Annotated in this window: 20 protein-coding genes; 8 read left to right on the forward strand and 12 right to left on the reverse strand. The window is 46.2% G+C overall.

Annotated features, from left to right (window positions below; all coding sequences use genetic code 11):
- Positions 1–223: 223 nt before the first annotated feature.
- The 4 genes from KYK27_RS14315 to KYK27_RS14325 all read right to left on the reverse strand — a co-directional run bounded on the left by KYK27_RS14315 (position 224) and on the right by KYK27_RS14325 (position 3,058).
- The gene (locus KYK27_RS14315; RefSeq protein ID WP_233150455.1) at positions 224–592 is read right to left on the reverse strand and encodes a hypothetical protein; all 369 of its coding nucleotides are present in this window, start codon (positions 590–592) and stop codon (positions 224–226) included.
- A gap of 200 nt (positions 593–792) precedes the next feature.
- Positions 793–1,569 (reverse strand): TIGR03915 family putative DNA repair protein, encoded by a 777-nt coding sequence (locus KYK27_RS14320; RefSeq protein ID WP_199110781.1) that lies wholly within the window; start codon positions 1,567–1,569, stop codon positions 793–795.
- Between the two features lie 7 nt (positions 1,570–1,576).
- Positions 1,577–1,699: a hypothetical protein gene (locus tag KYK27_RS18455; protein ID WP_262901898.1), complete on the reverse strand. Its 123-nt coding sequence runs from the start codon at positions 1,697–1,699 to the stop codon at positions 1,577–1,579.
- Between the two features lie 93 nt (positions 1,700–1,792).
- Positions 1,793–3,058, reverse strand: a complete 1,266-nt coding sequence (locus KYK27_RS14325) for a putative DNA modification/repair radical SAM protein (protein WP_199110784.1) — start codon at positions 3,056–3,058, stop codon at positions 1,793–1,795.
- 242 nt (positions 3,059–3,300) lie between these two features.
- On the opposite strand from KYK27_RS14325, the gene KYK27_RS14330 reads away from it, so the two are divergent.
- The 8 genes from KYK27_RS14330 (at position 3,301) to KYK27_RS14365 (ending at position 13,116) form a co-directional block, all read left to right on the forward strand.
- Positions 3,301–5,187, forward strand: a complete 1,887-nt coding sequence (locus tag KYK27_RS14330) for a hypothetical protein (RefSeq protein WP_233150456.1) — start codon at positions 3,301–3,303, stop codon at positions 5,185–5,187.
- A 64-nt stretch (positions 5,188–5,251) separates the two neighbouring features.
- Complete coding sequence (locus tag KYK27_RS14335; RefSeq protein WP_199110786.1) at positions 5,252–5,884, forward strand: Dps family protein; 633 nt, start codon at positions 5,252–5,254, stop codon at positions 5,882–5,884.
- A gap of 1,222 nt (positions 5,885–7,106) precedes the next feature.
- Positions 7,107–7,946 carry a S1 RNA-binding domain-containing protein gene (locus KYK27_RS14340; RefSeq protein WP_199110788.1) on the forward strand — a complete coding sequence of 280 codons (840 nt, stop codon included), beginning with the start codon at positions 7,107–7,109 and terminating at the stop codon, positions 7,944–7,946.
- 83 nt (positions 7,947–8,029) lie between these two features.
- Entirely contained in the window at positions 8,030–10,543 is a 2,514-nt protein-coding gene (locus KYK27_RS14345) for a DUF5916 domain-containing protein (RefSeq protein ID WP_199110790.1), read from the forward strand.
- A gap of 13 nt (positions 10,544–10,556) precedes the next feature.
- On the forward strand, positions 10,557–11,243 hold the full coding sequence (locus KYK27_RS14350; RefSeq protein WP_199110791.1) for an oxidoreductase: 687 nt from the start codon (positions 10,557–10,559) through the stop codon (positions 11,241–11,243).
- Between the two features lie 25 nt (positions 11,244–11,268).
- Positions 11,269–12,054, forward strand: coding sequence for an SAM-dependent methyltransferase (locus KYK27_RS14355; RefSeq protein ID WP_199110793.1), 786 nt, complete (start codon positions 11,269–11,271; stop codon positions 12,052–12,054).
- Between the two features lie 101 nt (positions 12,055–12,155).
- Positions 12,156–12,650, forward strand: coding sequence for a hypothetical protein (locus KYK27_RS14360; protein ID WP_199110795.1), 495 nt, complete (start codon positions 12,156–12,158; stop codon positions 12,648–12,650).
- 229 nt (positions 12,651–12,879) lie between these two features.
- Entirely contained in the window at positions 12,880–13,116 is a 237-nt protein-coding gene (locus KYK27_RS14365) for a hypothetical protein (RefSeq protein WP_199110796.1), read from the forward strand.
- 120 nt (positions 13,117–13,236) lie between these two features.
- On the opposite strand, the gene KYK27_RS14370 is transcribed toward KYK27_RS14365, so the two are convergent.
- The 8 genes from KYK27_RS14370 to cmk all read right to left on the reverse strand — a co-directional run bounded on the left by KYK27_RS14370 (position 13,237) and on the right by cmk (position 20,286).
- Positions 13,237–14,178, reverse strand: a complete 942-nt coding sequence (locus KYK27_RS14370) for a succinylglutamate desuccinylase/aspartoacylase family protein (protein WP_199110798.1) — start codon at positions 14,176–14,178, stop codon at positions 13,237–13,239.
- The gene (rimK, locus tag KYK27_RS14375) at positions 14,179–15,081 is read right to left on the reverse strand and encodes a 30S ribosomal protein S6--L-glutamate ligase (protein ID WP_199110800.1); all 903 of its coding nucleotides are present in this window, start codon (positions 15,079–15,081) and stop codon (positions 14,179–14,181) included.
- Positions 15,078–15,572: an ATP-dependent zinc protease gene (locus KYK27_RS14380; RefSeq protein ID WP_199110801.1), complete on the reverse strand. Its 495-nt coding sequence runs from the start codon at positions 15,570–15,572 to the stop codon at positions 15,078–15,080. Before KYK27_RS14380 ends, rimK begins: the two co-directional genes overlap by 4 nt.
- Before the next feature lie 125 nt (positions 15,573–15,697).
- A complete protein-coding gene (locus tag KYK27_RS14385) occupies positions 15,698–16,885 on the reverse strand; it encodes a PQQ-dependent sugar dehydrogenase (RefSeq protein WP_233150457.1) in 1,188 nt (395 codons plus the stop codon).
- Positions 16,886–16,961: 76 nt separating this feature from the next.
- Positions 16,962–17,768, reverse strand: coding sequence for an alpha/beta fold hydrolase (locus KYK27_RS14390; RefSeq protein WP_199110803.1), 807 nt, complete (start codon positions 17,766–17,768; stop codon positions 16,962–16,964).
- Positions 17,769–18,056: 288 nt separating this feature from the next.
- Positions 18,057–18,599 carry a DUF502 domain-containing protein gene (locus KYK27_RS14395; protein WP_199110805.1) on the reverse strand — a complete coding sequence of 181 codons (543 nt, stop codon included), beginning with the start codon at positions 18,597–18,599 and terminating at the stop codon, positions 18,057–18,059.
- 79 nt (positions 18,600–18,678) lie between these two features.
- On the reverse strand, positions 18,679–19,569 hold the full coding sequence (locus KYK27_RS14400) for a 4-hydroxy-3-methylbut-2-enyl diphosphate reductase (protein WP_199110807.1): 891 nt from the start codon (positions 19,567–19,569) through the stop codon (positions 18,679–18,681).
- A 12-nt stretch (positions 19,570–19,581) separates the two neighbouring features.
- Positions 19,582–20,286 carry a (d)CMP kinase gene (gene cmk / locus KYK27_RS14405; protein ID WP_199110808.1) on the reverse strand — a complete coding sequence of 235 codons (705 nt, stop codon included), beginning with the start codon at positions 20,284–20,286 and terminating at the stop codon, positions 19,582–19,584.
- Between the last annotated feature and the right edge of the window lie 42 nt (positions 20,287–20,328).

A 20,328-nucleotide genomic window follows, 5' to 3' on the forward strand; every position in this document is an offset into this window, starting at 1 on the left:
CACTTATTATAGTTGCCGATTTTATAAAAGACTAGCTGTTGATTAGCGGATTACACCAACAGGTGATAACTCCATTACAGGCTGGCAAACAATTACATACAGCCTATGTTGCGAATTCTAGCAGATACTGAAAAAACGAGGACTTATAGCAGGGTGAGATGTAGAAAGAAAAACAGAGCGGCAGCCAAGGGTGAGATGGAAGGCCTGCCGCTCTGTAGTTGTACTATAGGTAGGTAGAAAAATTATCTTTGTTCTGCCAGAATTCACGGCAGGCTTTGCGTTGTTCCTCTAAAAACTCCGCATCTTTCTTAAGTTCTCTCCAGTTGCCGTAGCCTAAGCGTTCGCATAGCCTGAAAAAGTTATCTCCCTGGTTCTTAAAACCTTTGGTACTAACAAGTGCACTTAGCAAAGGTCTCCCTTCGGCGTGCTCTTCTTCCGATATTTCGTCAATTACTTCTGTTAGCTGTGCTTTTTCGTAGGTATTGTCAAGGTTCAGGCCTAGTTCTGCTTCGTAGATCAGGTTCTGAAAGGTCATTTGATTTGCTCTGCCACGAGCCACCTGAATAAGTTTTTTACGTACGCGTGTATTCATATGTGCAAAAACGTTAGCTAAGCTGCATGCAGTGGTAAGGCCACTTTATGCTTTAGCAGTTAAGTCTGCCGCTTGTTTTAAAATAAATATATAGTAATGCTTACGTGCAGCGTACAGGGTATGTTACAAAGTGGTGCAAAAAAGCTGTACAATTTTTCACCACTTGTTTCGGGAGAAGATAAACCTAAACTATAGTATACTTAGGCTTGCAGGCGGGGCTGCTTTTCGGAAAGGTACTTCCAGTAGCGTTTAGGCACATGCCTGAGGTGAAGTTTAGGATTTTTACGCTCGACAATGTTTACATGATCGAAGTATACCTGCCACAGTTGCTGGTACGTTTTTTCCTGCTGCGTAATGGCTGATTCGGGCAACACGCCCATCCCTTTGCATGGTGCTGCATCCAGTGTTACGAAAGTGGTGCTATGCAGGTCATAATAAGCACCATATCGGCGGCGTGTGTCGTAAATGGCCCAGCGCTGATCAGCGTAGCGCTTCGTAAAATGCTCTATTATAACCGGCAACACATTAAAGTCTGGCTCAATATGCGCATAGTATAGTTCGTTAGTCGTTTTCTGGAAACGCACAAAAGCTTCCATGCGGTGTTTTTCGCGGTGCAGCTGTTTGGCTGCCTGCTGCACCTGCAGCACACAGGGGGCCGTAAAATTGCCTTCTATGTTTTCAGAAGTGCCGAAAGCCAGTTTTATATAGTTAAATATAATCAGCTCAAAACCCGGCTGTTCCCACAAATAGGTATAGTATAGCTGCTTCCGGGCTGTAGCGGACAAACGGTGCTGCAAACCTTTCCATACCCGTTGTGCTTTTTCTTCGTCGGTTACTACGGCAATAGTTGTTCCGAAAATGCCCGGTTGCGCTACCTGCTCCTGCTCTATGGCAGTCGGCCAGGCTTTACGCTCGTAGGCTTCGAACACTACCGTCAGCAGTCCTTCAAAAGTACCCTCGTAAGTATAAAGGTGCATCTAAAGTTTATTGGTTGTTGCTACGGGCTTTTTCCTGTTTGCGCTCGGCCTGCATTCTTTGCAGGTGAGGTACTAACATGTTCAGTTTGCAATAGCAGGATACGCGGGCAACTTTGTTGTTCTTTCTCATGACTTTTACTTTAATCGTTTTTATCTTTTTTGTTTCTGATTCTAAGTCCGCAACAGGGCTTTTATACTTCTGTGCCATAGTTATATTGGTTTATCATCCCACTTGCCTGAACAGGTCCAGCTGCTGGGTCAGCAACGGACTCCGAACGGCTCCATCTCCAAACAAAATCTTATTCCGGATGCGCTGCGAGTCAAAGTCGTACGGTTGCAGGCTTTTTTGTTGGCAGGTAATAAAATACTTTGCCCGCTTCAGCACGACCCCCATCTGGCGCAAATGCTCATAGTTGAGCGAAGCAAACCTGCGTGCCGACACGATCTTTTTCGCCGACTTCACCCCAATGCCCGGTACACGTAATACCATTTCATAGTCCGCCGTGTTCAGCTCCACTGGAAACACATGGCGGTTGCGCAGTGCCCAGCTCAGTTTCGGATCTATGTCCAGGTCCAGGTGCGGATTGCTGTCATCCAGTATTTCCTTTACATCAAAGCCATAGAAGCGCATCAGCCAGTCAGCCTGGTAAATCCGGTTCTCACGAATAATTGGCGGCTCTGTAATAATTGGCAATCGGCTGTCTGAGCTTACCGGCACATATCCCGAATAATACACACGCTTTAAACTATAGTCTTTGTAGAGCTGGCTCGAAAGCTGTAATATCTGCTGGTCATTCTCTGCCGAAGCGCCAACTATAAGCTGCGTACTCTGGCCGGCCGGTGCAAATGCAGGGGCCGATTTAAACAGTTTCTTCTCTTCTTTCGCCTGTACCAACTGCTGCTTTATGTTATTCATCGGCAACAGTATTTCGCTATAGTTCTTTTCCGGTGCCAGCGCTATCAGGCTCTTCTCTGATGGCAGCTCAATGTTCACGCTTAACCTGTCGGCATATAAACCGGCTTCTTTAATCAGCTCTTCGCTGGCGCCCGGTATAGTTTTAAGGTGAATGTAGCCGTTAAACTTTTCTTCCTGTCGCAGTTTTTTGGCGATGCGCACCAGGCGCTCCATAGTATAATCCGCGTTCGAGAAAATACCAGAGCTCAGGAACAGCCCTTCGATATAGTTGCGACGGTAAAAATTTATAGTCAGGTCCACTACTTCCTGCATCGTAAAAGCAGCACGTTTAATGTCGTTGCTCTTGCGGGTAACACAGTAAGCACAATCAAAAATACAGTGGTTGGTAAGCAATATCTTCAGCAACGAAACACAGCGGCCGTCCTCAGTATAACTATGGCAAATGCCCATACCTTCGGCGTTACCAAGGCCTTTGTTCTCGTTTTTGCGTTTACCACCGCTGGATGAACACGAAACATCGTATTTCGCAGCATCTGCTAATATCTTTAGTTTCTCTGTTATTCTATCGTCCATTCCGGGTATACTTTTCTGCTTTAGCGTTTTAAAGGTAAAACTTTATCTCAAAACCGCCTAACAGTTTTAGCAAAAACTTATAAACATGTTTATCAACATAGCCAAAAATACTAAATTATTTAGCACACAATCTAACTGCAAACGCTGCAAATCCATTTTAAGGAAAGCGCGTATCTGTTGTGCATCTAAAAAACGTTATCTTTAGAAGGTTAACCTGCCCCCTAAGCTACCTGAGTAATTTTATGCACCGTTTTCGCCCAAACTATAGCTTCGTGCTCCGCATGTTTTTGCTGGGCCTGTTGCTGTTGTTTACTATAGATGGAATTGCCCAGAAAAAGCCTGTCACCAAGCCCGACACAACTATAGTTTCCGATACCGCACGTTTTGAAGACCGCGTGATGCGCAACCTGAAAGAGTTGTCGGAGCGGAAAACGATAATGGGGAAGCTGCTTAGCGCTATGCTGGATTTTACACCTGAAAGCGAAGCCGCTCTAAACCTGGATGCCGAGCTGATAGAGCGGGAATTTGAACGCCACAACTATAAAGTCGTGCGCAGCATACGCGTTATTCCGCTGGATGCTTTTGGTTACTCTATACAGGATACCACCCGGAAACCTGCGAACTGGCTGGAGAAAACCGGCAATGTCTTTCATGCAAAAACCAAGAGAAGCCTGATCCGGAACAAGCTCCTTTTTGAGCAGTATAAAGTGCTGGAGCCACTGGCGCTTGTAGAATCGGAACGTTTACTGCGCCAGACAGACTATATCCTGGATGCCCGCATTATTGTAAATGAGCAAACCACTACTGAAGACAGCCTGGACGTGATCGTGATTACGAAAGACGTTTTTAGCTTGGGCGGGTCCGGGTCTTTTACACCTTCGTCGGGAGCTGGCAGGCTAACGGTGCGGGAACTCAACTTTTTAGGATTGGGCCATCAGCCAGAACTTTCTTACCGTTTTAACCAGGCCAAGCCCCGCCCCTGGGAGTTTGCCGGCCGCTATAGTATAGAGAACATTGGCAGGTCTTATATAACTGCTGACATAGCGTATGTTAACGAAAACTATTACCAGGAAAAGAGTGCCTTCCTGCAACGGGATTTTTATGCCACCAACACACGCTATGCAGGTGCCGCAGGCATTAGCCAGATAGAAGAACGCATCCTGCTTCCGCCAACCAGCACCGATACTATTCCGCGGTTTGGTAACCTGTCCTATACCCGCCGCGATGCCTGGTTTGGACGTGCCTTTAAGTTTAAAAGCTATAACCTGGGCTACGAGCCACGCGGCCGCATGATTATAGGTCTGCGGGTGATCGATACCAATTATAAAACAACCCCTACCGATAATTTCCAGAGCAACCAACTATACCTGGGCAGCATTGGCTATAGTGTGCGTAAATATTACAAAGACCGCTACTTGTTTGGTTTTGGACGCACAGAAGATATACCGGCTGGTAGTATTATTTCCGTTACTACCGGCTATGAAGAAGGCACCTTAACAAACCGCCGCTACCTGGGGGCTTCGTTCGCTTTTGCCAGGTACCGGCAACACTTTGGCTACCTGTATGGCAATGTAACATACGGTTCGTTTATAAATGATGGAAGCTGGCAGCAGGGCCTGTTACAGCTGCAATCGTTATACTTTACCAGGCTGTACGAAAATGGCAACTGGAAACTACGCCATTACCTGCAAACACGGGCTACGTTTGGCCTGAACCGTAACCCCGAGGATTTGCTGTCTATCAATAACAATGAAGGTTTGCGCGGCTTTAGCTCTGAGTTACTTAGAGGAAGCAAGCGTCTTACGCTTAACTATGAAGCTAACCTCTACACACCTTTTTCCTTTTTAGGCTTTAAACTGGCAACGGTAGCTTTTGCGGATGTGGCCTGGTTATCGGCTGGCAACAAAACTAGCCCCTTTAAAAACAAACCTTATACCGGCTACGGCATTGGCTTCCGGTTCCGTAACGAGTACCTGTCTTTCAGCACGATACAGATCTTACTAAGCTTTTACCCTCGACTGCCAGCTAACGAAGACATCAGCAGCTTTAAGGTTTACGAGGCATCCCGCCCCTACTACGATTTTACCGATTTCCGATTTGAGCGCCCTGGCGTGGCAGAGTTTAAGTAAGGTTTAGCATATCCTTTTTGTGCTTTTCGAGGTAAGTATAGGTATAGCATTACAAACTATACCTATGGAAAAACTAAGAGAAAAATCAGAATATGAAGGGAACCCGGTTGGGTTATCAGATAATACAGCGAAGGTTATGGCCCGTGAACTGGACCGCCACCTGTCATCTTTTATTACACTATTTAACCAGTACCACAAGCACCACTGGATGGTGGAAGGCCCGCAGTTCAGGGATCTGCATTTGTTTTTTGAGGACCATTACACCCAGCTGCACGAGCAGTATGATGCGATTGCCGAACGCCTGACCGTGATGGGCTACTGCCCTACCTGCCACCCACAGAAGCAACTGGAACTTACGTATATAGACCATGAAGAAGAAGGTGTTTTCAGGATAAGAGAAATGCTGGCCAAGGACATGGACGATGAGAAAACGATAGCTATAGAGTTACGCAAAACCATAAAACTGGCTTTGCAGCACGAAGATTTCGCCACCAAAGCACTACTGGAAGGTATCCTGATCAAAACAGAGGACCGCTGTCACCACATAGAGCATTTCTTAGGCGATGATGGTTTATCGATTGGAATGATAGCCAGGCCCGAGGATATTATGGAGAGTGAAGATGAGAAAAGCCGCAGCAGCAAAACCGGCTTAAGAGTAACAGCCAGAAAAGCTCCTGCCAAAGCAAAAGCGAAGTAAGTTTTACAACTATAGATTTAAAAAGGCAGCACTTTGCAGTGCTGCCTTCTTTGTTTACTTTATCCCTAAAAATAAGAGAAGGGGTTAACCCACCCCTGCCCCTTCCGAGAGGGGAATTTTCAGTTATAGTTGGTAGCTATAGTTCTAAAGTTTGTGGGTTTTAGGTCTATAGTTTGATAGTTATTTTTTCGCTGGCGCGGGTTTGCAACCCGTGTCTTACTTTGGTGTTGAGTTTGTAACTCAACTGGCCCGGCAGGGATAAGAATTGTCTGAATCAGGATTTTCAGGAATGGGCTTTTGTAATAGTTGGTGGCTATAGTTTTATAGCTACGGTTGGTCTAACCACCCCTTTATCCCCTCATTGTCTAAGGCGGGGAGCTTTGTGGCCTATACTATAGTTTAATTTATAGCTTCATAATTGGTGTGATAACACCCCTGTTGAGCGCTGCTTGCAAGCTTCGAACTCTCGTTCTCTCTTGTCCTCAAGGTGACAATTCTGTCATTGCTATAGTTTGAGTTATAGTTTTATGGTTTCTGTTTATCATCCCCCTGCCCCCTTCCAAGGGGGACTTTTCAACTACTCCTTTACAACTGTCATTTCGACGAAAGGAGAAATCTGAATTAGCTATAGTTATAGCCCACGAGCAGGACAGGTTTACCTGTCCCTTTGCAACTATTACTACGATCAATCTCGAAGCTGAACGGTTCAAACTATAGACTCAGGTAGCTATGAGAAACGTATCAGTCTTTGGGTGGAGCGCCTTGTAGATTTCTGGTGCCGTGAGGCATTGTGAGGAACGAACAAAAGAAATGTACACCGCGCGATGCCCGAAGACGGGGCCTCCCGGCCGTGAGGGCACCAAAGCTAACTATAGAACGATAGGTACCTAGAGCTCCCAAGATTTGGAGTAGCTATAGAAGAAAAGGCTAGGTTCGGAGTGCAGAGTAGCAAACTATAAGCTGAGATAGATTTCTCTCTGCGTTCGAAATGACTAAAGAAGAACTATAACCCAGACACTAGCAGGAGCTGCGCACACTGCTAGGTCTTATCAATCCAGAAAGTCAATAAAACCCAACTTCACCCTTATTATTACACTTAACCCACTCCAACTTATACTTTATCCGAAATATACGCCCCATACCTATTTAGCAGGTTCTCAGCTTTTAAAGCGTTTGGCTTTTTGTTAGATTTGTAGAACAGCACTTATACAACAACACGCACATGGTAGATTTAGGCAATTACAACGAGCTCGAGATAGCTCGTGAAGTAGACTTCGGGGTTTATTTAACATCTGAAGACGGCGATATACTGCTTCCTAAAAAGTATTTACCAGAAGGCGCTAAAGTAGGCGACTTTGTGCGTGTATTCGTGTACCGTGACTCCGAAGATCGTGTAATCGCTACAAACCTTACACCGCTTGCTACAGTGGGTCAATTTGCGGGATTGTTATGTAAAGATACTTCCAGCTTCGGCGCCTTCCTGGACTGGGGACTGGAGAAAGACCTGCTGGTACCGCTCAATAACCAGAAAGACAAAATGGTACCCGGCCGTAAGTACTGCGTGTATGTGTATTTAGATGATGCATCGGATCGTATAGTTGGCACTGCAAAGATCAACAAATACCTGCAGAACGATGATATCCAGGTGAAAGAAGGTGAGCAGGTAGAACTGCTAGTTGCTGCCTATACCGACCTTGGCTATAACGTGATCATCAACAACACCTATTTAGGCCTCCTCTACCGTAACGAGGTTTTTAAAGACCTGGAGATCGGGGATAAGGTACCCGGCTACATCAAAACCATCCGCCCGGATAACAAAATAGATGTAACGCTGCGCAAACCGGATGCTGATACCTTCAGCGAAATGGATGAAACCTCCGCGAAGGTCATGCAATTGCTTGAAGAACAGAACGGCACCCTGAATCTGTCTGATAAGAGTGACCCGGAAGATATTTACCGTATAGTTGGCGCGAGTAAAAAGATGTTTAAAAGAGCGATTGGCAACCTGTACAAAGCAGGCAAGGTCGAGATTTTTGAAGACTACATTAAACTCAGGCGTTAGCCACGTCTTACCTCCGCAACACTAACTATAAACCAGACTGATAACCTTTTACAGCAGCGCTCTCGTCAGGCGTCGTTACTATAATGCTATACCACTATCTCGCCTTTGCCTTAACTTTTACTTTATTAACCGGTACTGCCACAGCAACCGACAAAAACAAAGAGCCCGAAGCCACGGAGCTGAAACGCAAAACAACCATAGCCGCACGCGCTACCAAAGCTCCTGTGCTGGATGGTTACCTGGAGCCCGAGGTATGGCAAACGGTAGCTCCTGCTACAAACTTTGTACGCTACGACCCGCATAACGGCAAGCCATCGTCTCAGGACACGGAAGTTTACCTGCTTTATGATAACGAAGCGGTTTACATTGGTGCCAAACTATACGATACTGCTCCGGACTCTATACTTACCCAGTTTGGCGGGCGCGACTCCGGGGAGAATAACTCTGATATGTTTGCCGTGTACCTGGACACCTATAACGATAAGCAGAATGCTTTCGCCTTTATGGTTTCGGCGGCGGGTGTGCAAACGGATATAAAGTTTTCGCAGGGCCGCGAAGACTGGAACTGGGATGCCGTGTGGGCCAGCAAAGCTAAAAAAACTACCGAAGGCTGGGTAGTAGAAATGAAGATCCCGTATGGCGCTATCCGCTTCCCCGAAACCGAAGTACAGACCTGGGGCGTAAACTTTATGCGCGTGATCCGTCGTGCCCGCGAAAAATCATACTGGAACCATGTAAATAACGCCGTAGAGGGGTTTGTGAGCCAGGAAGGACGCGCCATTGGTATAGAAGGTATCAAGTCGCCAGTGCGTCTGCAGTTTACTCCTTACGTTTCAGGATACATTAACCATTATTCCGGCGACACCAAAGGCAAAAGCCCTTTCACCCATTCTATAGGCGGTGGTATGGATGTGAAATATGGTATCAACGATGCATTTACGCTAGATGTAACTTTAGTGCCTGATTTTACCCAGACGAAGTCTGATAACCAGGTTCTGAACCTAAGCCCATTTGAAGTGAAGTATGGGGAAAATCGCCAGTTCTTTATCGAAAGCACGGAGCTGTTTAATAAAGGAGGTTTATTAAATTCTCGTCGTATTGGGGGCACACCTATTTTTAAAAACCACATAAGCAGGCAAATTCCTAAAACCGAAACTATAGTTGAGAATCCGGGCATCAGTGGTTTGCTGAATGCAGCCAAATTATCTGGCCGAACTATAAAAGGGTTAGGTATTGGCATCCTAAATGCTTTTACGCGCAACATGTATGCTACTGTCCGGGATAATGAAACTGGTGGAACCCGCGAGGTGCTCACCGACCCGTTTACTAACTATAATGTATTTGTGCTGGACCAAACCTTGCCACGCAACTCATTTATTACGTTTACCAATACCAATGTTACGCGCAGCAAAGATGTTTACGATGCTAACGTATCGGGCTTACAATTGCGCTTTGCTGATAAGACGAATACCTATGCCATACGTGCGGGCGGTAACCTAAGCCAGTTATATGGCAATAACATTATAGTTCGCAGCGATACACTGCCGGATAAGCTGCACCTTGGACACCAATACAACGTGAACCTGAGCAAGGTTAGCGGTAACCTGCGTTACGGCATTAACCATCACGTAGAGTCAAACACTTACGAGATAAATGATCTGGGTTTTCTAAGCAACAACAACGAGGTCAGCAACAGTGCCAGCATCGGCTACAACTTTTACCAACCTATCTGGAAGTTTCTGAGCTGGAGTAACAGCTTGAGCGTGAGCCATAGCATGTTATATGCGCCGCGCGAGTATGTGAGTTCAAGTATGAGCATGAGTACCAACGTGCGCTTCCGTAATTTCATGAGTGCTTACTGGAGCTTTGGGTTGCGCCCGGGCAATGCCTATGATTATTTCGAAGCACGCACCTTCCCGAGAGTTTTCATTAAACCACCTGCCTTTGATACCAACATCGGGATGAGCTCTGACTACAGGAAACGCCTGGCTATGGATGCATCAACAGGTTTCTGGAGATCTAGCCGTTACGATCAATTCAGTTGGTGGGGAAATTTCAGCCCGCGCTTCCGTGTAAATGATAAGCTGTTGCTCATAAACAACAACAACTATAACAAAGAGCTGCGCAACATTGGCTATGCTGGTATAAACAAATCCAAGAATATAATTTTCGGGGATCGTACGGTAACTACATTTACCACTACCCTGTCAGGAGCTTATATCTTTAACGAGAAAACCGGCGTTACCCTGAATATGCGCCATTACTGGAGCAGAGCCGAGTACCAGAAATTTTATGAACTTACCCAGAATGGTGGATTAATGGCAGCAACTGCTGATGAGAATAACGACTTTTCAGGCTTTAACAACATCAACTATAACACCTTTAATGTAGACCTTGTTTATAGCTGGCGATTTGCGCCAGGCAGCGAACTAATGGTTGTCTGGAAAAACGAAATTAAAGACGAACGCAAAGAAGTCGAGAAAAAATATATCGAAAACCTGAACAAGACCTTACAGGCACCACAGAACAATAATTTCTCTGTTAAATTATTATACTACATCGACTATATAGCCCTCAAAAACGTATTCTCAGCATAAGCTTACATCTCTTATGCACAAAACCCGAAATGCGTTAATTGTTGGTGCCAGCGGTTTGGTTGGTGGTCATTGCCTGCGCCTGCTCCTGGCCAGTGAAAGGTACAGCCAGGTTATTTCTGTGGGTCGCCGCGACCTGCCGCTTATCCATCCCAAACTGGACCAGAAGGTTATAGATTTTGACAATCTGAAAAAGTATGGTGCTGAGCTTGCCGCCGACGATGTATACTGCTGCCTGGGCACCACTATCAAAAAGGCTGGTTCTAAAGAGAACTTCTATAAGGTTGATTACACCTACGTGGTGGAGCTGGCCAAGCTCGCCTCTGCTAAAAATGCTGCGCAGTTTCTGGTAGTTTCCTCAATGGGTGCCGATGCCGGTTCTATGATCTTTTATAACAAAGTGAAGGGCGAGATGGAGCGCGATGTGCAGGACCTTAATTTCAGGACGGTGCATATTTTCAGGCCTTCTCTGTTGTTGGGCGAGCGCGAAGAAGAACGTACCGGCGAAGAACTGGCCTCTAAAATAATGAAGCCCCTGAGCGGATTAATGGTTGGCCCGCTAAGCAAGTACAAACCTATACTTGGCGAAGATGTAGCCAAAGCCATGCTCTATGCCGCTTCGCAAAACCAAGGTGGCACCCAGATCTATCCGTCTGACAAAATAGCTAAAATGGCTGCAAACTATAGCCAGAGCCTTGCGTAAAGGCTAATCACCTAAAGCTATAGTTATGCAGCAGCGCCACCTTCGGCACGTTTTCCCGAAAGCCAGCCAGTACGACCCCGAATGGGTGCGCAAGCACTCGATGGGCGAAAACGTACTTTTCAACCTCGAAAGCCTAACCAAATCACTGCACCTGAAACCGGGCATGCGCGTGCTGGACCTGGGTTGTGGCAAGGCCATCAGTTCTATTTTCCTGGCAAAAGAGTTTGGCGTTAAGGTCTGGGCTGTGGACGAGGCCATTTCTGCGAGCGACAACTATGAGCGCATACTGGAAGAAGGCTGCGAAGAGAACGTAATTCCTATAGAGGCCGATGCCCGCTCGCTGCCCTTTGCCGAAGAGTATTTTGATGCCGTAATTGTGGTGGACTCTTATACCTACTTTGGCACCGATGAAAAATACCTGCCCTACATCGCCCGCTTTGTAAAACCCAATGGCTACATAGCTATAGTTGATGTGTGCTTTACCGAAGAAATAGAAACACTGAAGCAGGTTCCGAAATTTCTGAAGAAAGACTACAAGAACTACTGGTATTTTATACACAGTGTAGCCTGGTGGCGAAAGCTATGGGAGAAGACCGGATTAGTACAAATCGAAGCTGCAGAAGAATTATCCGAAGCAAAGGTAGTACGCGAGCATTATATCCGCGATTTTGAGAACGAAAAAAAGCCGGATGCTTTTGCCAAAGCGCTTAAGCTTGATGATCAGCAGTTTATCTCTTTTTTTAAGCTGATCGGGAAGCGAACTCGCAAGTCTGTGTATCTGCAGAGCTACAAAACTTCATTTAAAAAGTAGACCGATCGTACAATTTTTGTTTAACTATGCGTTAGATGTTTTAATTTTACGGCATCTGGCAACACAATTGTCAGTTGCACATTTTTAACTTTTAACCTTTCATGAAAACGTTAATTCGAATTTCCTTTGCACTAGCGCTGATCTTATCGGTTGCTTTTAGTGCAGAAGCCCAGAGTGGCTACAAAACAGGTATTGGTTTCAGGGGCGGTGTTGCTTCGGGCCTTACTGTAAAGCATTTTATCAAGAGCGATGCAGCTATTGAAGGTATTCTGAGCACAAGTTTCAGACATCGTGGTACTGTTCTTACAGTGCTTTACGAGAAACATGCACAGGCTTTTAATGCGAGTGGCCTTCAGTGGTACTATGGCTTAGGTGGTCACGTTGGTTTCCACGAAGGGCACCACTACTACAAGCATGGCCACGACCATTACCACGACGACCACGTTGTGGCAGTAGGTATAGATGGCGTTCTTGGCCTGGAATATTACATCCGCGACATACCGTTCACGATCGGTGCCGACATTAAGCCATACATTAACATACCAACCGGCGGTGGCTACTGGGATTCTGCCCTGCACGTGCGTTACGTATTCTAAACTATAAATTGTTTAATGGTTAAATTGCTTAACTGTTAACTATAAAAACGGCCCTGCTATAGTTTAGCAGGGCCGTTTTGTTTTTATAACTATAGGTGCCGCTCGTGCTGCCTGTTGTTTAGCCTGATTCTAAATTTCCGTAAAATCACCAATATAGCAAACCGGTACTGCGCCAGGCAAGTATATACAGGAAGTATATTTTACGACAAACTATTAAACCTACATAACTATGGAAGCAACATGCAATCACTGCAATCATTGGGAGCAGGACCCAGCTAAAGTACAGATACAGAACAATAACTTTGGTGTGTGTGATGAACTGACCGGCCAGCATGCCATGGACCCATCATATGTGCTGCCACTGGTGCACGAAGCATCGGCAGACCTGCAACCAAAGCGCTTTGAGATGATAACAGGTGCCGAGTTCGGCTGCAACCACTTCAGCGAGCGCCGAAACTGGGTATAAACTATAGGTGAACTATAAAACAAAAGCCCGGCTACAACTATAGCCGGGCTTTTGTTTTAACACCCGCACGAGCGGCGCACGCTTCGAGGTCTTAGAGTATGCTTTAAAATCAATCCAAAATTAAAACGCAATATGCACCAGCGCATCGCCCTGATTTACCACCGGCATATTATTTAACCCAACCACATAACCGGCTGCCGGCGCATTCATACGTACTTCCATTTCGCCGTACGGGTCGGTTATACTGCCAATGTTCTGGCCTTTTTTAACGTAATCGCCGGGCTGGATAAACGTGCGCCACAAACCGGCATTTTTAGCACGAAGCCAGATATCTTTCATGCAAACCACACTTGGCTCTGCTGCCTCCGTACAATTCGGGGTCATGCCCAGATGGTGTAATACGCGGCAAGTGCCTTCCATGCCCAGTTTTATGCCTTTCTCATCAAAACGCAGGCTTTCGCCGGTCTCGTACACCAGTATGGATTTTCCCAGCTTACCTGCCTCTTTACGGAGCGAGCCCTGGCGGTAAGGGGCATTCATGATGAAAGGTGCGGCAAAGGCTTTGGCTAGTTCTTCGTTTTTATGGTCGCCGAGCACACACCTGATCTGCGGGTAATTAGCTCGGCTGGAACCTCCTGTATGAAAATCCAGGCCATAGTCTACGTAAGGCATTACCTCCTTCATAAAGCGGTAAGCAACACGGCTGGCCAGTGATCCTTCCCTGTTCCCCGGGAAACTTCGGTTCACATCTTTGCCATCCGGCACTTCCCTCGAGAAGTTCAGGAAACCGTAAATATTCAGGATTGGGACGGCAATGATAGTTCCCTTCAGCGGGTAGAGCATCTTCTTGGAAAGCATCCGGCGGATGATCTCTGTGCCATTCACTTCGTCGCCATGCATACCTGCCATCAGCAGTACCACCGGCCCATCGTGCACCGACCTGAAAACGTAAACCGGAATTTCGATAACCGTGCCGCTGGGTAATTTACTGATCACCAGTTTGGTCAGTACTTTTTCACCACGGTCTATGCTGCGACCGTTGATAACTATAGAATCGGGCATTTACTCTTTTATTCTTTTCTTTGGCTTGGTCTGGGTCAGACTTTCCACATACTGAACTATTTTACCGGCAATGTCTTTCTGGGTAGCTTTTTCGATCCCTTCCAGGCCTGGCGATGAGTTTACTTCCAGAATTAGCGGACCGCGCTTGGATTGCAGCATATCGACACCGGCTATTCCTAATCCAAGTGATTTGGCAGCTAACAGGGCGGCAGCTTTTTCTGCACGGGTAAGTTTGATAAGAGAGGCTTTACCACCGCGGTGCAGGTTAGACCTAAACTCACCTTCCTTGCCCTGACGTTTCATGGCCCCCACTACTTCGCCGTTAACTATAAAGGCACGTATATCGGCACCGCCAGCCTCTGAAATAAACTCCTGCACTATAACGCGTGCCTTCAGGTTATGGAAAGCTTCAATTACTGATTCAGATGCTTTTTTGGTTTCTGCCAATACTACCCCCAGGCCCTGCGTGCCTTCCAGCAATTTAATTACCAGCGGCGCTCCTCCTACTTCTTTTACCAGCTCCGATGTTTCTTTAGAGTAATTTGTAAAAGCAGTTTTAGGCATCCCCAGCCCAGCACGACCCAAAATCTGAAGGCTGCGCAGTTTATCTCTGGAGCGAACGATAGATTGAGAATCCACAGCGCTCTTCACTTTCATCATCTCGAACTGGCGCACCACGGCCGTACCATAAAAGGTTACCGAAGCACCGATGCGCGGAATAATGGCGTCAATACCTGTCAGACGCTCTCCTTTATATAAAATATGTGGGTCGCCTTTCTCAATGATGAGGTCGCAGCGAAGGTGGTCGAGGACCATGGCCTGGTGCCCCCGCTGCTCAATGGCCTCTACCAAACGGCGGGTAGAGTACAACCTGGGGTTGCGGGAGAGAATGGCTATTTTCATAAATTGGTATGTTTCTGCTTTTGTTTGATCTTAAACTTTTGAGAGACGTTTTTGCGGGAAACATCTACTATAAACCTGCCTTTTAAAAGCTTGCGACCGATAAGCACAGGGTACTTCATATCGCTGCGATCGGATAGCGAAAACTCGGCTTCTATAACTTCACCGAAAAGCTCGATAGTTGTACGGATAACGTAGCGCTGCTGCACCTCGCCAAACGAACTTTTTATATCCCGGAAAACGAATTCAGCGAAACGCAGTTTTTTATGGTTGTACTGCGGATGCGATGGATCGAGCAATTCCACACAGATCACTTTTTTACCGTCTGCGGTGGTTTCTTCGTGTATGTCGGAGCAATGTATGGCTGATGTATACGCACCGGTATCTATCTTGGCTTCGATCTCCTCAATTTCCAGTTCGGGCAGCGCAACCAGCTCGCGCCGGCCTATTACGTGCTTTTCCGGTTTTGCAGGAAGGACTTTTTTATCTTTCATCAGAAGCGAAAGTAGGTATTTTAATTTCGAATTATGAATTATGAATGCTTAATTATGAGTTATCAGAAGCATGATCTCATACTTTGCTGATATCCCATTCACAATTCATAATTTCTAATTCATCATTATTTCTGATAAGAAATCCTATAAATGGCGTTGTTGGTGTCGTCTGAAACAAGCAGTGCGCCGTCTTCCATTACCACTACATCTACAGGGCGGCCCCAGGCTTTTCCGTTCTGTAACCAGCCTTCGGCAAATGTTTTATAGTTTGAGGCGTTGCCCTTACCATCTACTGCTAACTGCATTACACGGTAGCCAATTGGCTCAGAGCGGTTCCAGGAGCCATGCTGCGCTATAAACAATTGGTTCTTGTACTGCTCAGGGAACATGTTACCGTTATAGAATTTCAGGCCTAATGAAGCCACGTGCGGACCAAGCTTTTGTACCGGTTTCACAAACTCGCTGCAATCGCGGTTCTTGCCAAATTCAGGGTCCGGGATCTCGCCTTCGTGGCAGTACGGAAAGCCAAAGTGCTGACCTTGTTTAGTAGCCAGATTCAGTTCATCGTTCGGAATATTATCACCCAGCATATCGCGGCCATTATCTGTAAACCATAGTTCCTTCGACTCCGGGTGCCAGGTAAAACCAACTGTGTTCCGTACACCTTCCGCAAATATCTCCATGCCGGTGCCATCTGCATTCAGGCGGGTTATAGTTGCGTAAACCGGGTTCTCTTCTTTACAAACATTGCAGGGTGCGCCAACCGGCACGTATAGTTTCCCATCCGGTCCGAAGGCGATGTATTTCCAACCGTGGTGCGTATCGCTCGGGTATTTGTCATACACTACTTCGTACTTCGGGTTGTTGCGCATGTTCTGCTCTATCTTCGGAAACTTAATGATGCGGCTGATCTCGGCTACATACAGGTCTCCGTCTTTTAAAGCCACCCCATTCGGCGAATTTAAGCCCGAAGCTATAGTTATGGTTTCGTCTGCTTTGCCGTCTTTATCTTTATCAACTATAGCAAATACCTTGTCGTTGCTGCGTGTGCCTACAAATAATACTCCCGACGGACTCAATGCCATAGAACGTGCATTTTCTACATTTTTGGCATAGTAATCGATCTTAAAGCCATCCGGTAATTTTATTTTGGCCAGGCTTTCATCAACTGGTTCGCTTGGTTCGTCATTGTTGGCCGTGGACTCGGCCTGCTCATTTTCAGTTTTGGTTTCTTTATCTCCTTCCGAAGAACAGGCGGTGCCAGTTAACATCAAAGCAAAGCTAAAAGCGATCAGGCGGTTCGGGTATTTCATAGAGTATAATGTTGAAATTGGTGGAATCTATAGTTAGTTGTATATATACTTTGCTGCAGATCTATAGTTGCCTTAACTATAGATTCAGGCTTTTGCGCTTATGAAGCAGTTCGGCTACATCCTGTATCAGGTTGGAGTGGCCGGTCTTTAACACGATTAATTCGCCTTTATCCAGGGCATCCATAAATACGCTCACGCGCTTCGGGGATATTATTTCGTCGTACTCGCCCAGGAACATAGTAACCGGAATTTTATAGTGGTTAAGCAACCGTACGATCTGCCGTATATCGAAATTCAGGTCCCGGAAACCTATCCAGCTACGGTACACGCGCAGGCGTTTTGCAGTGCTGTCCATCTGGTAATTTGCAAACCGGATAAGGCTTTTGTGCGCCAGGTTATATTTATGGAGTACCTGCAGAAACTTGAAGAAAGGCTGCGGTTTAACAACCGTGCGTTTAAAAAGTTGCTGCATCCAGCCGGGGTAGGTGGCAATGTTATACCAGAAACTGGTTTTAATACCGTCGGGCGCAATCAGGTATAGTTCCTCTACCCTGTGTGGCATTTGTTCTATTAAGGTAAGCGCAAACTTACCACCCATGCTAAACCCCATCACCGAAAAGCGGTCGATCTTATATTTCTCCAGAAAATGCCCGATCATCTCTTTCAGAAACTCCTTGGTAAGCGGCATGTTGTCTTTGTGCAGCCGGCTTCCCCCATGAAAGAAAAGATCGAATGCATAGATCGTATAATCGCTACCTAAGGCCTGCTCCATCGGGTGGTAATACAAACTGCTTTGCCCATACCCATGAAATGCCAGCAACACTTTACTCCCATTCCCGATTACCCGGTAATGCAGTTTCGATTTATCCCTGATCAGGTACACTTTGTTTACTTATGAATAATGAATTACGAATTATGAATGGGTGCTGGTTTATGATCTATAGTTTATTCGTCATGCATACAATTTTGTTGTCTGAACCGGGATTAATCTTGATTTTATAGACTGAGTTTAACTATTGAATACTGGCTGTTTAGTGTAGCAAGTCTTCAACCTGCTTTGCTTTGAGAAAGCAAAAATAACGGTAGCTGCAACTATAGAACGATAGCCATTAACTATAGATATTAATTAAAGAGCTTTTCCTATAATCAGTTACCTTCTTTATACCTAGTCCTATAACCGCGAAACGCCACCCGAAACGATGAATTTCATCACGTCGGAACTTGGTATATTCAGGTAGGTAACGTTGTGGCGCGGCACCAGGAACAGTTCTCCTGAGAAGTTATAAGAGTGCGGAAAATAGACGGCTACTTTATCTTCCACTTGTATAGTTTCCAACACATCCTGCGTCACAAATCCGAACTTATAGTTGTCAGAGTCTTCGCTCATCTTTACCATCACGGGCTTGTTAAACTTCTGGTTATCGCCTACAAATGCATCGAACAGGTCGCGGATGCTGGAGTAAACGATGCCTACCAGCGGCACTTTATGGAAGATGCGCTCCGTAAGAATAATGAAAGGCTTAACGAGGAAAGATGAACCCAGGAAACCAACCAGCGTCAGGAGTATCACCATCAGCAAAATGCCCAGCCCCGGATAGCCGAGGTCAAACATGTCGTTCAGCCAGTCAATTATGGCTACCACTATCCAGACGGTAATGGTAAAAGGTGCTATGATCAGAAGTCCGTTAAGGAAATAACCAAAAATACGTCTCATGTTGTTGGGGTCACAAAAAAGGCTTTGCCGAAGCAAAGCCTAAAAGTAGTAAAAAGCTTATACTTTATAAGTTCTATACTTAACAAACAGGCTCATTTAGCTTGGCAATTCCATCTGCCACCTGCTGCATCAGCCACATGGGCGTAGAAGTTGCACCACAAATGCCTACACTATTTGCATTTACAAACCACTCCGGATCCAGTTCGGTCTCGTTCTCTATAAAGTAGCTGTTTGGGTTATGCTGTTTACAAACGCTATACAAAGCCTTGCCGTTAGAGCTTTTTTTACCGCTCACAAATATTAGTACATCGTGCTCGGTAGAGAACCTGGCCAGTTGCGGTTCGCGGTTCGATACCTGTCGGCAGATACTGTCGTTGGCATCAAACTCCGGTTGCGTGCTGTCCTGGTTGGCTTGCTTAATGCGCTCTTCAATAAGGGCTTTAATATGGTAAAAGCCTTTGGTACTCTTGGTTGTCTGGCTGAACAGGGTTACCGGACGTTTAAAGTCGATCTTATCCAGGTCTTCTTCCGTGGTAACTATAATGGCTTCGTCGCAGGTTTGTCCCGCTAAGCCGATCACTTCTGCGTGGCCAACCTGGCCGTAGATCACAACCTGGCCTTCATCTTTTTTAATAGAATCGAACGCATGCTTTACGCGGTTCTGCAGTTTTAAAACGACAGGACAGGAGGCATCTATCAACTCTAAATTATTTTCCAGCGCGATCTGGTACGTTTCAGGCGGTTCGCCGTGTGCGCGTATCAGCACTTTGCAATCGCGGAGGTTGCGCAGTTCTTCGCGGTCTATTACGCGAAGGCCTTTCTGGTAAAGGCGCTGCACTTCCATGCTGTTATGTACTATGTCACCGAGGCAATATAGTTCTTCTACATGCTCCATTTCGTCTTCTGCCATTTGTATGGCAAACTCTACTCCGAAGCAGTAACCTGAATTCTTATCTATGGTGATCGTCATTATCTGAACTGTTTAGTCTTGCTCTACACTATACTTTTGTTCCAGCAACTTAGATGCCACTTTGTGCATCACAAACTCCACCTGCTCGTCAATCGTCATGTGCGAGGTATCCAGCAGGTCGGCATCTTCGGCGCGGCGCAATGGGCTCTCAGCCCGTGTTGAGTCAATATGGTCGCGCTTCTTCAGGTTTTCCCTTATTTCATCCAGGTTCACGAGCTGGTTCTTCACCAGCAACTCCTGCTGCCTGCGTCGGGCTCTTGTGTCCACGTCGGCAGTCATAAATATCTTCACTTCCGCGTCCGGGAACACGGCAGTACCAATATCGCGACCATCCATTACCACACCGCGGCGCTTGCCCATTTTTTGCTGCTGCGCTACCATAGCATGGCGCACCGCTGCCACTACACTTACTTCGCTTACCTGGTTAGAGATGTACATTTTGCGTATCTCGTCTTCCACGTTCAGGCCATTAAGGTAGGTTTCGTTACGCCCGGTTTTAGGATTATAATGGAACGTGATGTCTATATTTTTCAGGGCATCGCTAACTTCCTTCGGGTTGGTAAGCGATATATGATGATCGAGGAAATAGAGCGTAACCGCCCGGTACATAGCGCCGGTATCAATGTAGGCGTAACCCAGTTCGGCTGCCACCTGCTTGGCCGTTGTGCTTTTACCACACGAGGAATGACCATCTAACGCGATCACGATTTTCTTCATAAAAACAGGGTAAGTATTAATTGGAATCGCAAGGGCAGGGAG

It is taken from the genome of Pontibacter populi (assembly GCF_019336435.1).
In the GTDB taxonomy this organism is placed as follows: domain Bacteria; phylum Bacteroidota; class Bacteroidia; order Cytophagales; family Hymenobacteraceae; genus Pontibacter; species Pontibacter humidus.

Bases quoted from the DNA above. Each gene is read 5' to 3' on its own strand.
- KYK27_RS14315 (WP_233150455.1), bottom strand. From the start codon at position 592: ATGAATACACGCGTACGTAAAAAACTTATTCAGGTGGCTCGTGGCAGA.
- KYK27_RS14320 (WP_199110781.1), bottom strand. From the start codon at position 1,569: ATGCACCTTTATACTTACGAGGGTACTTTTGAAGGACTGCTGACGGTA.
- KYK27_RS18455 (WP_262901898.1), bottom strand. From the start codon at position 1,699: ATGAGAAAGAACAACAAAGTTGCCCGCGTATCCTGCTATTGCAAACTG.
- KYK27_RS14325 (WP_199110784.1), bottom strand. From the start codon at position 3,058: ATGGACGATAGAATAACAGAGAAACTAAAGATATTAGCAGATGCTGCG.
- KYK27_RS14330 (WP_233150456.1), top strand. From the start codon at position 3,301: ATGCACCGTTTTCGCCCAAACTATAGCTTCGTGCTCCGCATGTTTTTG.
- KYK27_RS14335 (WP_199110786.1), top strand. From the start codon at position 5,252: ATGGAAAAACTAAGAGAAAAATCAGAATATGAAGGGAACCCGGTTGGG.
- KYK27_RS14340 (WP_199110788.1), top strand. From the start codon at position 7,107: ATGGTAGATTTAGGCAATTACAACGAGCTCGAGATAGCTCGTGAAGTA.
- KYK27_RS14345 (WP_199110790.1), top strand. From the start codon at position 8,030: ATGCTATACCACTATCTCGCCTTTGCCTTAACTTTTACTTTATTAACC.
- KYK27_RS14350 (WP_199110791.1), top strand. From the start codon at position 10,557: ATGCACAAAACCCGAAATGCGTTAATTGTTGGTGCCAGCGGTTTGGTT.
- KYK27_RS14355 (WP_199110793.1), top strand. From the start codon at position 11,269: ATGCAGCAGCGCCACCTTCGGCACGTTTTCCCGAAAGCCAGCCAGTAC.
- KYK27_RS14360 (WP_199110795.1), top strand. From the start codon at position 12,156: ATGAAAACGTTAATTCGAATTTCCTTTGCACTAGCGCTGATCTTATCG.
- KYK27_RS14365 (WP_199110796.1), top strand. From the start codon at position 12,880: ATGGAAGCAACATGCAATCACTGCAATCATTGGGAGCAGGACCCAGCT.
- KYK27_RS14370 (WP_199110798.1), bottom strand. From the start codon at position 14,178: ATGCCCGATTCTATAGTTATCAACGGTCGCAGCATAGACCGTGGTGAA.
- rimK (WP_199110800.1), bottom strand. From the start codon at position 15,081: ATGAAAATAGCCATTCTCTCCCGCAACCCCAGGTTGTACTCTACCCGC.
- KYK27_RS14380 (WP_199110801.1), bottom strand. From the start codon at position 15,572: ATGAAAGATAAAAAAGTCCTTCCTGCAAAACCGGAAAAGCACGTAATA.
- KYK27_RS14385 (WP_233150457.1), bottom strand. From the start codon at position 16,885: ATGAAATACCCGAACCGCCTGATCGCTTTTAGCTTTGCTTTGATGTTA.
- KYK27_RS14395 (WP_199110805.1), bottom strand. From the start codon at position 18,599: ATGAGACGTATTTTTGGTTATTTCCTTAACGGACTTCTGATCATAGCA.
- KYK27_RS14400 (WP_199110807.1), bottom strand. From the start codon at position 19,569: ATGACGATCACCATAGATAAGAATTCAGGTTACTGCTTCGGAGTAGAG.
- cmk (WP_199110808.1), bottom strand. From the start codon at position 20,286: ATGAAGAAAATCGTGATCGCGTTAGATGGTCATTCCTCGTGTGGTAAA.